Genomic DNA, 13,189 nt, shown 5'->3' on the forward strand with positions numbered 1-13,189 from the left:
TCGGTATTGCTGAAATAAATCTCGGAATCAAAAAACGCGGGGATTTCTCCGCGTTTTTGCCAAAATATAACCGGATGCGATGTTTAAAATTGTGAACACCGGTTAGTGTGGTCGCAACTCCGAAGAGTTTCATCCGCTCTGACGAAATTAAGTGCATAGCCGTTCTGGGCGGCCATTCGACGGAAAAGTCGGAAGCTGCGCCAAAATAGATAGACGGAGCTTTTCGTATAGTTTGGTTGAACTATTCAGGGCTCTGGACCGAGGTGATTGAGTGAATTCAGAGGCACCATCCGGAACACCGCCCGCGGACGAGCAGCCCACGGGCGCGACGCAGGAAACGAACGCGACTTCAAAACCGTTCGTGCCGAAATCTGCGTCTGAAGCTCTGCGCCCCGAGCCGGGAACGCCGCCGCCGCGCAAGCGTTCACGCCATGCGCGCAGCCAGATCGTGGTGTTCATGAACTTCATGCTGTCGCTCGTCGTGCTGGTTCTGCTCGGTGCGTCCGCCTTGTTCTATTTCGGCAAGATGCAGTTCGATGCTCCGGGTCCGCTTGCTGCCGAGACCACATTTCTTGTCAAGCGCGGTGCCGGCATCGCCGAAGTCTCCAATAGTCTGGAAAACCGTGAAATCGTCAGCGATGCGCGCATCTTCCGCTATGGTATGCGCACGCTCGGACACGAAAATGATCTGAAGGCGGGCGAATACGCCATCCCTGCGGGTGCGACGATGCGCGATGTGATGAATATTCTCATCAGCGGCAAGTCCATCATGTACCCGCTGACCATCCCGGAAGGTCTGACGGTGAAGCAGATTTTCGACCGTATTTCGGTTGATCCGATTCTTGTCGGTGACATGCCGAAGGACATGCCGCCGGAAGGCTCGCTCTTCACCGATACGCTGAATTTCACCCGCGGCACGACGCGTTCGGAAATCATCGACCGTATGATCGCTTCCCAGAAGAAGCTCGTGGACGAAGCCTGGGCAAAGCGTAATCCCGACCTGCCGGTCAAGGACAAGAACGAATTCGTGACGCTGGCTTCCATCGTGGAAAAGGAAACCGGGATCGCGTCCGAGCGCCCGCATGTGGCCTCGGTCTTCGTCAACCGCCTGAAGAAGGGCATGCGCATCCAGTCCGATCCGACCATCATCTATGGTCTGTTCGGTGGGGCCGGCAAGCCGTCTGATCGCCCGATCTTCAAGTCGGACATCGAAAAGCCGACGCCTTACAACACCTATGTGATCAACGGTCTGCCGCCGACGCCGATTGCCAATCCGGGCAAGGCGGCACTGGAAGCTGTTGCCAACCCGCTGGATACGGAGGACCTCTATTTCGTCGCCGACGGAACGGGTGGCCACGTGTTCTCAAAGACGTTGCAGGAGCACAACGCCAATGTTCGCAAGTGGCGCTCCGTGGAACAGCAGAGGAATAGCGGCAACGTTCCAGATCAAAGCGCGGGACAATAGAACGGCCTCTGGTGAGTTTGTTTTAACCGAAGCCGGCGGCAGATGCCGGCTTCGGTTCGGTTTTTGAGTAAGTCCGCACCTCTGCGGACATGAGTTGAGGGGATGGAACGCATGGCGCTCCAAAGCATGACCGGATTTGCACGCCACGCCGTGCAGCACATCGTGGACGGCGGCGACGTGCGCATTGTCTGGGAGGTGCGTTCCGTCAACGGCAAGGGGCTCGACCTCCGGCTGCGTCTGCCGCAAGGTCTGGAAGCGGCGGAACACCCAGTCCGCTCGATGCTGGCACGCCATTTTTCACGCGGGAATTTTCAGGCAAGCCTCAACGTAGAACGCAGTGAGGCTCAGGCCGGTTTCACCATCAACCAGGCGATGCTCGCCGAGGTCCTCAAGCTTGGTGCGGATTTGCAGGCCAGGCACGGTCTCGCGCCTGCGAGTGTTGATGGCATTCTTTCGCTGCGTGGCATCATCGACCAAGTACAGGTGGCTGACAACGAAGACGAACGCGGCGTGCTGGAAGCGGCCATCGTCTCGAGCTTTGAAGAGGCGCTCAAGGCAATTGCCGACGCCCGCAAACAGGAAGGCAAGGCTCTTTTCACCATTCTGTCCGCGCATGTCGATACTATTGAACGACTGACCGAGGGTGCCCGCCGTGACCCCTCGCGCAGTACCGATGCGATCAAGGCCCGTCTCGCGGGGCAGGTGGCTCTGCTATTGGATGCCGCGCGTGAACTCGATGAAGCGCGGCTCTATCAGGAAGCGGCGTTTCTGGCGACCAAGGCGGATATTCAGGAAGAACTTGATCGGCTGGAAACGCATGTGGCGTCCGCCCGCAAACTTCTTGCTGACGGCGGCCCCATCGGACGCAAGCTCGATTTTCTTTCACAGGAATTTAATCGTGAAGCAAATACACTGTGTTCCAAATCGAACGCGGCGTCGATCACAGCCATCGGTCTGGAACTGAAGGCGGTCGTGGATCAGTTTCGCGAACAAGTGCAAAATCTGGAGTAACAGGTATCATGGCCATCTCTTCGGTTGAAAATGGCGTCGCACGCAGAGGCTTGATGGTGGTGATCTCATCGCCCTCCGGGGCGGGAAAGTCGACCATCGCCCGGCTTTTGCTAGAAGACAAGAAGATGAACCTCTCCTTGTCGATCAGTGTGACGACGCGCCAGCGCCGCCCGAGCGAGATCGAGGGGGTCCACTACCATTTCAAGACCATACGCGAATTCGAGCGTCTGCGGGACAATGACGAACTGATCGAATGGGCCGAAGTTCACGGCAATTTCTACGGCACGCTCCGTGAAACTGCCGAGATTGCGCTGGCCGACGGTCAGGACATGCTCTTCGACATCGACTGGCAGGGCGCAGACCAGTTGCAGGCAAAGATGCCTGCCGATGTGGTCTCGATCTTCATCCTGCCGCCGACCATGCGCGAACTGCAGCAGCGCCTGAACCGCCGCGCCGAAGACACGGCGGATGTCATCGAGACACGCTTGCAGAATGCCCGCTTCGAGATCCAGAAATGGGTGAAGTACGATTACATCGTCATCAATGAAGACCTCGACCGCTCCTTCGCCGCGATCAAGTCGATTATCGAGGCCGAACGTCTTCGCCGCGACCGCCGCCCGGGCCTGTTCGATTTCGTAACCGGTTTGCTGGAAGAAGAGCCGGGCGTCTAAGACGAGAACCGGCTTTTACGAAAGCCTGATGGTTATTCTGTCCGTTTCGTTTGCGAGGCGGATGAACGCTTCGAGAAACGGTTGACCGCCGCGTGTTTTCAACTTGGCGAGCGCATCGACATTCTGGAAAACGAGTTCGCACTCTCCGGGCCAGCCGGGACCTTGCCATTGCACTGCGTCCCAGAACGAGTCCAGTGTGTAGCCGAAGGCTTCCGAATTCTCCGTAGGAACGGCCGAAAGATAACGTCGCCAGAGTTCGTCAGCGCTCTTTATTCCTGTGCAATCAATTATGTAGACGGGCAGCATGTCAGCCTAGCAGGATCAATAGGCCATCCACCATGCCAAGGACGAGGATGAGCGCTCCCATGGCGATGGCTGTCAGGACCAGCACCCGTCTTTGCCGGTCACGCTTTTCCGTTCGCTTGCCCGTCCAGTCGTAGGGCGATTGAGGCATTTCTCTCTCCAGATCGGCGCGGCATTGAAAGTCGCCATGCAGCTGTATCCGTAACCTGCACTTTACCGCCCTTATCCGCAAGCAAGATGAAGCTAATAAATATGTGCGCTCGCATGGTGTGACGGCATGGCTATACAGCCGTGCCGCCCACCGTTACCTGATCCATGCGCAAATGCGGCTGGCCGACGCCGACGGGAACCCACTGGCCGCCTTTCCCGCAATTGCCGCTGCCGGTATCGAGTTTCATATCGTTGCCGATCATCGAAATACGCTGCATGGCATCCGGGCCGTTGCCGATCAGCATCGCACCCTTGATCGGTGCGCCGACCTTGCCGTCCTCAATCATGTAGGCTTCCGTGCAGCCGAACACGAATTTGCCGGATGTGATATCCACCTGGCCGCCACCGAAGGAAACGGCGTAGATGCCTTTCTTCATGGAGGCGATGATCTCCTCAGGCGTCTTGTCGCCCGAAAGCATGTAGGTGTTGGTCATGCGTGGCATGGGTGCATGGGCATAGGATTCACGGCGCCCATTGCCGGTTGCTTCCATGCCCATCAGGCGCGCATTCTGTCGGTCCTGCATGTAGTTGACGAGTTTGCCGTCCTCGATCAGCACGGTGCGATTGGTCGGCGTGCCTTCATCGTCGATGGTGAGAGAGCCGCGACGCTCGGCGATCGTGCCGTCGTCGACCACCGTCACGCCTTTCGATGCAACCTGCTGGCCGAGGAGACCGGCAAAAGCGGAGGTCTTCTTGCGATTGAAGTCGCCTTCAAGCCCATGGCCAACCGCTTCATGCAGCATCACGCCCGGCCACCCGTTTGCCAGAACGATGTCGAATGTGCCTGCGGGGGCGGGGATGGCCTCCAGATTGACGAGCGCCTGCCGCAATGCCTCATTGGCGGCATGCTGCCAGCTTTCAGTCGTGACGAATTCGCCAAATCCCTTGCGTCCGCCAACCGTATGAGAACCTGATTCCTGGCGGTCGCCATTGCCTGCCACCACCGAGACGCTCAACCGGACCATGGGCCTTATATCGCGCACGAAGTGACCATCGGCACGCAATATTTCGACCTGCTGCCACGATCCTGCAAGCGAAACGGAAACCTGTCTCACCTTCGGGTCCTTGGCGCGCAGATAGGCGTCAATCTGCTGCAACAGTTGCACCTTGGCGTCGAAGGTCGGGGAACCGATGGGATTTTCGTCCGTGTAAAGATGACGGTTGGTGCCAGCGGGCGCCGCCGAATAACTCCCGCCGTAGCCCTTGAGGGTTGCGGAAACCGCATCGGAAGCGCGTCGCAAGGCGGCCACAGACAGATCACCCGCATGGGCATAGCCGATGGCTTCACCGGCGACTGATCGCAACCCGAATCCCTGATCCTGATTGAAGGAGCCGGTCTTGAGGCGGCCATTGTCGAAAACGAGAGCCTCCGCCTCGCGATATTCCACGAAGAGTTCGCCATCATCGCTGCCTTTCAGGCTTTGGGCGACAAGGCGCTCGATATCATCGCGGCTGGCGTCGAAACTGTCGATCAGGCTTTTCATAAAAATAAATCCTGCAGCATGTGTTTGCTGCAGGATGTAAGCCTTAAATCGGTTGAGAACAACCGGTCATCGCAGTTGTGATCAGGGCAGGGCGTCGAAGCCTTCGCCGAAGCCCTTCAGATCGACGGGAATGCCAACCCCTTCTTCCGGTGTCTGGAAGACGATGAAGGTCGCTGCCTTGCCGGAGCGCAACGTCTTGAGAAGATCATCCTCAAGGATCACCTCGGCGTAGCAGCCGTCTTCGAAGCAGCGGACGAAATAGGCGCGACCGATGTCCTTGCCGTCGACATTGAGGCCAAGGCCATTGGGAAGCAGGACACCAAGCGGCGCCAGAACACGAAGAATGCGGGCCTTGTTGTCAGCCGTCTTGAGAACAACAACCGAAAGGCCGAGTTCCGGACGCTTTGCAGCGACCACGTTCTGGATCAGCGCACACTGTTCCGTCTTTGCGCCAGCGGGCGTGTCACAGAGAACGGACCATGCGCCGTGCTGCGACTTGAGCTTGCCGCTCTGCTGCGGGCTGGACGGAGCCGCCTGCGACTGCGCAGCCGGTGCCTCCTGTGGGGTTTGTAACTGCGCCGGTGCCTGCTGGGCAAGCGAAGGAAGCGTAGCAATGGCAAGCGCCATGCAGGCGCCCGTTGCTAGTGTTGCGAGGCGCTGGCTGATCGTGCGGCGGGCAAGCATGCGAAAAGTCATGAAATCTCCAGATCGAATCACCGGGACGTTAACGCGCTGCATTGGCCATGAAAAGCGCCGCGACCGGCGTTTCTCTGTCCTGGCCATCATAGCAACGGTGATACCGTCTGTTGCATCGATTGTCACGCGGCACGTTAAAGGAAGCGTCTTGTCAAATCATGGCTTCATTAAGGGTTTCGTGCGGTTTTCCAAAGTTTTCATGGTGGGCTGGAATAACTCCGCCAGGCCGAATAATCCGGGACATTCGTAATTCTTCGCGCGGCTGCGCGCAAAAATGCCGCACAGGAACATATTCGCCTTCCTTGCGGTGTGCGCTAAGGTGTGGTTTGAACGCCGACGGGGGATGCGGCCGTCTTTAGCGTCCGGCGTCCAGCTCGAAAGGGCGAAAAGGGAGAGAGTTCTGGTGGATAAGATTGTTGCCACAACGAAGGGCGCCTTCGGCGGCGCTCTTGCAGTGCTGTGGACGACTGGTGCCGCTTTTGCGGATCAGCCCCGTCCCTGGGAATGGAGATTTCAGGACGCAGCGACTGGGATTGCCGAACAGATTCATTGGTTTGAGCGTTATACGCTCTGGTTCATTATTCCGATTACCCTGCTGGTTCTGTTTTTGCTGGTTTGGGTCGTGCTTCGCTTTCGCGCAAGCGCAAACCCCGAGCCGTCCAAAACCAGCCATAATACCGCTATTGAAGTGATCTGGACCATCGGGCCCGTGATCATTCTTCTGTTCCTCGCGGTCCCGTCTTTCCAGCTTCTGACGGCGCAATATTCGCCGGAAGATCCGACGCTGACGGTGAAGGCCACAGGATACCAGTGGTACTGGGGTTACGAGTATCAGGTCGATAATCCGGTGAGCTTTGATTCCCTCCTTCTGAAGGATGGTGATCGCGCCGCTGCCGGCAAGGAAGACAAGTCCCGCTATCCGCGTCTCCTGGCCGTCGACAACGAAGTCGTGGTTCCGGTTGGCGAAACGGTTCGTCTTCTCGTAACCGCTGCCGACGTCATCCATTCTTGGACGATCCCGGCCTTCGGCGTGAAGATGGACGCTGTCCCGGGCCGTATCAACGAAGCCTGGTTCAAGGCGGACAGGGAAGGCCTTTACTACGGTCAGTGCTCGGAGCTTTGCGGCAAGGATCACGGCTTCATGCCAATCGCCGTGCGCGTTGTCTCCAAGGAGCAGTATCAGACCTGGATCGCCGCTGCGGGATCGGATCTGAATGGCGCCAACAAGGCGCTTCAGGCCGCTGTCGAAGGTGGCGCAAACGATAAGGTGGCTGCGGCGGGTCTCTGATCCCGAACGCCAAGACTGTTGAAAAACGGGAGCGAATTCCATGGCTGGCACAGCAGCTCACGAGCATGGTGCCCACGACGACCACAAGCCTCACGGCTGGGTTCGTTGGGTATACTCGACCAATCATAAAGACATCGGTACCCTGTACCTGATTTTTGCAATCATCGCCGGTATCATCGGCGGCGCGCTGTCCATCGCGATGCGCGCCGAACTCCAGGAGCCGGGCATCCAGATCTTCCACGGTCTGGCACAGATGGTTTACGGTGTTGAGGGCGATGCGGCTCTCGATGCCGGCAAGCATATGTTCAACGTGTTCACCTCGGCACATGCCCTGGTCATGATTTTCTTTATGGTCATGCCTGCGCTGATCGGCGGTTTCGCCAACTGGATGGTACCGCTGATGATCGGCGCGCCGGACATGGCTTTCCCGCGCATGAACAACATTTCGTTCTGGCTGCTGCCGCCTGCGCTGCTGCTGCTGCTCATCTCGCTGTTCATGCCGGGTCCGGCAGGCGGCTGGGGTCCTGGCGGCGGCTGGACGCTGTATCCGCCTCTGTCGACTTCGGGTCAGCCCGGACCGGCCGTGGACTTCGCCATCCTGGCAATCCACATCTCTGGCGCATCGTCCATTCTCGGAGCGATCAACTTCATCACCACTATCCTCAACATGCGCGCGCCGGGCATGACGCTGCACAAGATGCCGCTCTTTGCCTGGGCCGTGCTGGTGACGGCGTTCCTGCTTCTGCTTTCGCTGCCGGTTCTGGCAGGCGGCATCACCATGCTGCTGACCGACCGCAACTTCGGAACGACCTTCTTCACGCCGGATGGTGGCGGTGATCCGATCCTCTACCAGCACCTGTTCTGGTTCTTCGGGCATCCGGAAGTGTATATTCTGATCCTGCCGGGCTTCGGCATCGTTAGCCACATCGTGTCGACCTTCTCGCGCAAGCCGATCTTCGGTTACCTCGGCATGGCCTACGCCATGGTCGCCATCGGTGTCGTCGGCTTCGTCGTCTGGGCGCACCACATGTATACGGTCGGCCTTTCGCTCGACACGCAGCGTTACTTCGTGTTCGCCACGATGGTCATCGCGGTTCCGACAGGTATCAAGATCTTCTCCTGGATCGCGACGATGTGGGGTGGCTCGATCACCTTCCGCGCACCAATGCTATGGGCGATCGGCTTCATCTTCCTGTTCACGGTCGGTGGTGTGACGGGCGTTCAGCTCGCCAATGCCGGTCTCGACCGCGCGCTGCATGACACCTACTACGTCGTGGCCCACTTCCATTACGTGCTGTCGCTGGGTGCGGTATTTGCGATCTTCGCGGGCTGGTACTACTGGTTCCCGAAGATGAGCGGCTACATGTACAATGAGTTCACGGCGAAGCTGCATTTCTGGGTCACCTTCGTTGGTGTGAACCTGGTCTTCTTCCCGCAGCACTTCCTTGGTCTTGCTGGCATGCCGCGCCGTTACATCGACTATCCGGATGCCTATGCAGGCTGGAATATGGTGTCGTCCTACGGCTCCTATATTTCGGGCTTCGCCGTCCTGATCTTCCTCTACAATGTCTTCGAGGCATTCGCGAAGAAGCGTGAAGCCGGTGCAAACCCATGGGGCGAGGGCGCAACCACGCTGGAATGGCAGCTGTCGTCGCCGCCTCCGTTCCACCAGTGGGAACAGCTGCCGCGCATCAAGTAATCGTGCGATGGGCGGAGTCGGGAAAAGACTTCGCCCTTCTTTACAATATGTGCTATGGGCGGGCGGCATTCTGTTCCTCCCGTCGCCGGTAGCTGACAAAGTCGGCCATCAAGCAAGGCATTTCCGGCGGGAACAGAACGGTTTCCGGGAGGACATTGTTATGATGGTGCGGTCTGCGCTGTAGGGGCGCGGGTTCGGACCGGTGAACTCGAGGTTTTTGAAGTTAAAATGTCTCTGGTGGAAAAAAACGCAGGTACCGATGACGCACTCGTTCTTTCAGAGGCGACCGCGCGCGATTACCTTGTTCTTTTGAAGCCCCGCGTGATGTCCCTTGTGGTCTTCACCGGGCTGGTCGGTCTTGTGGTCGCGCCGGGACATATGAATCCTGTCCTTGCCGCCATCAGCATCCTGTGCATCGCGGTTGGTGCGGGTGCATCCGGTGCGCTGAACATGTGGTACGACGCGGATATCGATGCGGTGATGAAGCGTACGCGTAACCGCCCCATTCCTGCAGGCGTTATAGCACCCAATCAGGTGCTGGCGTTCGGGCTGACGCTTTCCGCATTCTCCGTCATCACGCTCGGCCTCATGGTCAACTGGCTGGCGGGCGCATTGCTGGCGTTCACGATCTTCTTCTATGCCGTCATCTATACGATGTGGCTGAAGCGCTCGACGCCGCAGAACATCGTTATCGGCGGTGCTGCTGGCGCATTTCCTCCGATGATCGGCTGGGCCGCTGCGACCGGCGAAATCACCTGGGACAGCGTCGTCCTGTTCATGATTATCTTCCTTTGGACGCCGCCGCATTTCTGGGCGCTGTCTCTGTTCTCGGCCAATGATTATGAAGCGGCGCGTATTCCGATGATGCCGAACGTAAAGGGCGAGCTTTCAACCCGTCGCCAGGCGCTGTTTTATTCCATCATTATGGCTCCGGTCGGCGTCCTCCCGTGGGTGCTCGGCTTTGCAGGGCCTGTCTATGGCGCGGTTTCCACGCTGCTCGGACTGGCTTTCCTTTATTATGCATGGCGCCTGTGGGCTGCTGGGTCGCAGCCTGCAATGCTGGCAGCCGCCCGCAAGCTGTTTCGCTTCTCGCTGCTTTACCTGTCGGGACTGTTTGCGGTGCTGTTTGTTGAAACACTTGCGGTCAAGGCACTGGCTGCTTTTGGAGTGCTCTAATGGATAAGGCCGTACAGAAGCCGGTGGACAGCGAATTGGAACTGATCGTTCCGACGGAACAGCAGAAGAAAGCCCAGCGCAATCGCTCTTGGGGCTTGGCAATCGCTCTGGCGCTGTTCGTGCTGCTTGTCTATGTCGGCACAATAGCGAAACTGGGAGCCAATATTCTGGTGCGGCCTCTCTGACAGGCTGTTCCGGGAGGAAAATTGGAGGGGAATATGCCTGATCTGCACGAGAAGGATCAAAAGTTGAGAAAGCAACAGCGTTCCAACGCGACGATTGCTTTTGCTTGCCTGTCTTTCTTTGTCTGCATGATCGGTGCAGCCTATGCCTCCGTGCCGCTGTACCGCATTTTCTGTCAGGTGACAGGCTATGGCGGCACGACGCAGCGCGTGGAACAATATTCCGATACCATTCTCGACAAGACGATCAAGGTGCGTTTCGATGCCAACACAGCCAATGGGCTACCATGGGATTTCAAGCCCATGCAGCGCGAGGTCACGGTTCGCATCGGCGAAACGACGATGATCAAGTATGAAGCGCGCAACCTGTTCGATGAGCCGACCTATGGCCGCGCGAGCTTCAATGTCGCGCCGGGTCGGGCGGGAGCGTATTTCAACAAGGTCGAATGCTTCTGTTTCACGGACACGACTCTGAAGCCGGGCGAAGACATGGAAATGCCGGTTGTGTTCTTTGTCGATCCTGAGATCGTCAATGATCCCGATCTGAAGGACGTGAAGACGATCACGCTATCCTATACATTCTTTCCGATCGAAAAGCCGAAGCCGGTGGCAAATGCCAAGGCCGAAACTTCAAGCAACGGAAGCTGACGCTGGTGCGCATTCCGAAAATTGTGAAACGGTTTTCGGACAAGAAGAGAAGAACGAAATATATCGAGCGTTTCGACTGACTCATGAAGAGAAACGCTCTCGCGGCGCATAATGCCGCAAAGACAAAAGAATGAAGCGGTTTTATTCTGATACGAGATACCGCTTGTCACAGACAGACTTGCTTGGAACCCCTTCCGGGGTTTAAGCATGAAGGTACGAGAGAGGAGCCCCTAAGGGGATTTACGGGGAGAGACATGGCTGACGTCCATCAGAAAAATCACGACTATCATATCATCGCGCCCAGCCCTTGGCCGTTCCTGAGCTCCGTGGGTGCATTCGTGCTTGCCGTAGGCGGTATTGCCTGGATGCGTTACATCAATGCCGGTGAGTTGCCGTTCTTTGGCCTCAACGTGGTGACGCCATGGATTTTCTTCATCGGCCTCGCGATTGTGCTCTACTGCATGTACGGCTGGTGGTCGGATACGATCAAGGAAGGACATGAGGGGCACCATACCCGTGTCGTATCGCTGCATCTGCGCTACGGCATGATCATGTTCATCGCTTCGGAAGTCATGTTCTTCGTTGCCTGGTTTTGGGCGTTCTTCGATGCGAGCCTGTTTCCGAACGAAGCGCATCAGGTAGCACGCGCTACCTTCACCGGCGGTGTCTGGCCTCCGAAGGGCATCGAGGTTCTCGATCCTCTGCATCTGCCGCTTTACAACACCGTTATCCTGCTGCTGTCGGGCACGACGCTGACATGGGCACACCATGCTCTGCTGCACAATGACCGCAAGGGCATGATCACCGGTCTGGCGATCACGGTTGCTCTCGGTGTCCTGTTCTCCTTCGTGCAGGCCTATGAGTACATTCACGCTCCGTTTGCGTTCAAGGACTCGATCTACGGCGCGACCTTCTTCATGGCGACGGGTTTCCATGGTTTTCACGTTCTCATCGGCACGATCTTCCTTTTGGTCTGCCTTGTGCGTGCCATTGGCGGTGACTTCACGCCGAAGCAGCATTTCGGTTTCGAAGCCGCTGCCTGGTACTGGCACTTCGTTGACGTGGTCTGGCTGTTCCTGTTCTTTGCCATCTACGTATGGGGTGGCTGGGGCGCGCCGATGCACGGCGGCTAATCCGTAGGATCAGCAGTTTTGGAGGCGGCCTTGGCAACATGGCCGCCTTTTGTTTATTGAATGAAGCAAGGGGAAATCGGATGCCGGACCAGAATACTTATCCCACGGTCGATCCCATCAAGAGCGGCGTCGCTGGCCGCTGCCCGCGTTGCGGCGAGGGGAAGCTGTTCGATGGTTTCCTGAAAGTCGCTCCGCGCTGCTCGGCTTGCGGGTTGGACTATTCTTTTGCCGATTCCGGCGACGGTCCGGCGGCGTTCGTCATCCTCATCATCGGTTTCATCGTTGTCGGTCTTGCACTGTGGATGGAAGTCAACTTTGGACCGCCGCTCTGGGTGCATTTCATCCTGTGGGTGCCACTTGCGATCATTCTCAGCCTCGTGGCCATGCGGTGGGCAAAGGGCATTCTCATCAATATGCAATACCGCAATAAGGCAGCTCCCGGCCGCATAGACAGCCGGCAGGATGACGGGAAATGACCAAACTACAGCAGTCACGCCGCTTTCCCTGGGGTATTGTGATCGCCTCTGCCATAGCGCTCGTTATTCTGCTGGCGCTCGGCACATGGCAGGTTGAGCGTTTGCAGTGGAAGGAAGCGCTGATTGCATCGACCGAGCAGCGCATTCACGAGCCACCACTGCCCTTGTCGGAGATGGAAAAGGTCTACAAGCAAGAAGGTTCTGTAGAATATCGTCCGGTAACGGCCTCCGGCACTTTCATGCATCAGGGCGAGCGGCATTTTCTGGCCACCCATGACGGGGCCGCAGGCTACAATGTCTATACGCCGCTGATGCTGGAAGACGGACGTTTCGTGCTGATTAATCGCGGCTTCGTTCCATATGAGAAGAAAGACCCTTCAACGCGCATTGAAGGACAGATTGACGGCCCGGTGAATGTTACCGGGCTGGCGCGCGATCCCTTGTCGGCGAAGCCGGGCTTCTTTCTCCCCGATAATGATCCGTCCAAGAATATTTTCTACTGGAAGGATTGGACGGCCATGGCGGAAAGTGCCGACCTGCCAAATCTGGATGAGGTCGTGCCCTTCTTCATCGACGCCGACAGCAAGCCCAATCCGGGGGGATTGCCAGTCGGCGGTGTGACGATCATCGATTTTCCCAACAACCATCTGCAATATGCCGCGACATGGTACGGTCTTGCTCTGGCCTTGATAGGGGTTGTCGGGACGTGGCTGTGGCGTTATCGAAAGACCAGTAGGGGTTGACAAT

15 protein-coding genes are annotated in these 13,189 nt (G+C 57.6%); 11 read left to right on the forward strand and 4 right to left on the reverse strand.

Features of this window, described 5'->3' with window-relative positions; genetic code table 11:
* Positions 1-271 precede the first annotated feature (271 nt).
* From mltG to gmk, 3 genes are all read left to right on the forward strand, one after another.
* The gene (mltG, locus tag F9K78_RS11215) at positions 272-1,465 is read left to right on the forward strand and encodes an endolytic transglycosylase MltG (RefSeq protein ID WP_006466224.1); all 1,194 of its coding nucleotides are present in this window, start codon (positions 272-274) and stop codon (positions 1,463-1,465) included.
* Between the two features lie 111 nt (positions 1,466-1,576).
* Positions 1,577-2,476, forward strand: coding sequence for a YicC/YloC family endoribonuclease (locus tag F9K78_RS11220; protein ID WP_151682191.1), 900 nt, complete (start codon positions 1,577-1,579; stop codon positions 2,474-2,476).
* A gap of 8 nt (positions 2,477-2,484) precedes the next feature.
* Positions 2,485-3,147, forward strand: coding sequence for a guanylate kinase (gene gmk, locus F9K78_RS11225; protein WP_006466226.1), 663 nt, complete (start codon positions 2,485-2,487; stop codon positions 3,145-3,147).
* Between the two features lie 15 nt (positions 3,148-3,162).
* Here gmk and F9K78_RS11230 read toward each other — a convergent pair whose 3' ends face one another.
* The 4 genes from F9K78_RS11230 to F9K78_RS11240 all read right to left on the reverse strand — a co-directional run bounded on the left by F9K78_RS11230 (position 3,163) and on the right by F9K78_RS11240 (position 5,840).
* Positions 3,163-3,453 (reverse strand): barstar family protein, encoded by a 291-nt coding sequence (locus F9K78_RS11230; protein ID WP_151658541.1) that lies wholly within the window; start codon positions 3,451-3,453, stop codon positions 3,163-3,165.
* A gap of 1 nt (position 3,454) precedes the next feature.
* Positions 3,455-3,601, reverse strand: a complete 147-nt coding sequence (locus F9K78_RS21890) for a hypothetical protein (RefSeq protein WP_167518110.1) — start codon at positions 3,599-3,601, stop codon at positions 3,455-3,457.
* A gap of 130 nt (positions 3,602-3,731) precedes the next feature.
* On the reverse strand, positions 3,732-5,144 hold the full coding sequence (tldD, locus tag F9K78_RS11235; protein ID WP_151682192.1) for a metalloprotease TldD: 1,413 nt from the start codon (positions 5,142-5,144) through the stop codon (positions 3,732-3,734).
* Between the two features lie 81 nt (positions 5,145-5,225).
* Positions 5,226-5,840 (reverse strand): invasion associated locus B family protein, encoded by a 615-nt coding sequence (locus F9K78_RS11240; RefSeq protein ID WP_025091926.1) that lies wholly within the window; start codon positions 5,838-5,840, stop codon positions 5,226-5,228.
* A gap of 403 nt (positions 5,841-6,243) precedes the next feature.
* Between F9K78_RS11240 and coxB the strand changes: the two genes are divergently transcribed.
* From coxB to F9K78_RS11280, 8 genes are all read left to right on the forward strand, one after another.
* On the forward strand, positions 6,244-7,128 hold the full coding sequence (coxB, locus tag F9K78_RS11245) for a cytochrome c oxidase subunit II (protein WP_025091927.1): 885 nt from the start codon (positions 6,244-6,246) through the stop codon (positions 7,126-7,128).
* Between the two features lie 40 nt (positions 7,129-7,168).
* Entirely contained in the window at positions 7,169-8,827 is a 1,659-nt protein-coding gene (ctaD, locus tag F9K78_RS11250) for a cytochrome c oxidase subunit I (RefSeq protein WP_006466231.1), read from the forward strand.
* A 228-nt stretch (positions 8,828-9,055) separates the two neighbouring features.
* The gene (locus F9K78_RS11255) at positions 9,056-10,003 is read left to right on the forward strand and encodes a heme o synthase (RefSeq protein ID WP_151682193.1); all 948 of its coding nucleotides are present in this window, start codon (positions 9,056-9,058) and stop codon (positions 10,001-10,003) included.
* Complete coding sequence (locus F9K78_RS11260) at positions 10,003-10,188, forward strand: hypothetical protein (RefSeq protein WP_006466233.1); 186 nt, start codon at positions 10,003-10,005, stop codon at positions 10,186-10,188. The genes F9K78_RS11255 and F9K78_RS11260 overlap by 1 nt, the downstream gene beginning before the upstream one ends.
* Before the next feature lie 33 nt (positions 10,189-10,221).
* Positions 10,222-10,833 (forward strand): cytochrome c oxidase assembly protein, encoded by a 612-nt coding sequence (locus F9K78_RS11265; RefSeq protein WP_128006055.1) that lies wholly within the window; start codon positions 10,222-10,224, stop codon positions 10,831-10,833.
* A gap of 254 nt (positions 10,834-11,087) precedes the next feature.
* A complete protein-coding gene (locus F9K78_RS11270) occupies positions 11,088-11,966 on the forward strand; it encodes a cytochrome c oxidase subunit 3 (protein WP_006470687.1) in 879 nt (292 codons plus the stop codon).
* An 80-nt stretch (positions 11,967-12,046) separates the two neighbouring features.
* The gene (locus F9K78_RS11275; protein ID WP_006470688.1) at positions 12,047-12,442 is read left to right on the forward strand and encodes a DUF983 domain-containing protein; all 396 of its coding nucleotides are present in this window, start codon (positions 12,047-12,049) and stop codon (positions 12,440-12,442) included.
* Complete coding sequence (locus F9K78_RS11280; RefSeq protein WP_151658542.1) at positions 12,439-13,185, forward strand: SURF1 family protein; 747 nt, start codon at positions 12,439-12,441, stop codon at positions 13,183-13,185. The genes F9K78_RS11275 and F9K78_RS11280 overlap by 4 nt, the downstream gene beginning before the upstream one ends.
* The last annotated feature ends 4 nt before the right edge of the window (positions 13,186-13,189 follow it).

The sequence above is a fragment of the Brucella pseudintermedia genome (assembly GCF_008932435.1).
Taxonomy (GTDB): domain Bacteria; phylum Pseudomonadota; class Alphaproteobacteria; order Rhizobiales; family Rhizobiaceae; genus Brucella; species Brucella pseudintermedia.

Bases quoted from the DNA above. Each gene is read 5' to 3' on its own strand.
- F9K78_RS11220 (WP_151682191.1), top strand. From the start codon at position 1,577: ATGGCGCTCCAAAGCATGACCGGATTTGCACGCCACGCCGTGCAGCAC.
- gmk (WP_006466226.1), top strand. From the start codon at position 2,485: ATGGCCATCTCTTCGGTTGAAAATGGCGTCGCACGCAGAGGCTTGATG.
- F9K78_RS11230 (WP_151658541.1), bottom strand. From the start codon at position 3,453: ATGCTGCCCGTCTACATAATTGATTGCACAGGAATAAAGAGCGCTGAC.
- F9K78_RS21890 (WP_167518110.1), bottom strand. From the start codon at position 3,601: ATGCCTCAATCGCCCTACGACTGGACGGGCAAGCGAACGGAAAAGCGT.
- tldD (WP_151682192.1), bottom strand. From the start codon at position 5,144: ATGAAAAGCCTGATCGACAGTTTCGACGCCAGCCGCGATGATATCGAG.
- F9K78_RS11240 (WP_025091926.1), bottom strand. From the start codon at position 5,840: ATGACTTTTCGCATGCTTGCCCGCCGCACGATCAGCCAGCGCCTCGCA.
- ctaD (WP_006466231.1), top strand. From the start codon at position 7,169: ATGGCTGGCACAGCAGCTCACGAGCATGGTGCCCACGACGACCACAAG.
- F9K78_RS11255 (WP_151682193.1), top strand. From the start codon at position 9,056: ATGTCTCTGGTGGAAAAAAACGCAGGTACCGATGACGCACTCGTTCTT.
- F9K78_RS11260 (WP_006466233.1), top strand. From the start codon at position 10,003: ATGGATAAGGCCGTACAGAAGCCGGTGGACAGCGAATTGGAACTGATC.
- F9K78_RS11265 (WP_128006055.1), top strand. From the start codon at position 10,222: ATGCCTGATCTGCACGAGAAGGATCAAAAGTTGAGAAAGCAACAGCGT.
- F9K78_RS11270 (WP_006470687.1), top strand. From the start codon at position 11,088: ATGGCTGACGTCCATCAGAAAAATCACGACTATCATATCATCGCGCCC.
- F9K78_RS11275 (WP_006470688.1), top strand. From the start codon at position 12,047: ATGCCGGACCAGAATACTTATCCCACGGTCGATCCCATCAAGAGCGGC.
- F9K78_RS11280 (WP_151658542.1), top strand. From the start codon at position 12,439: ATGACCAAACTACAGCAGTCACGCCGCTTTCCCTGGGGTATTGTGATC.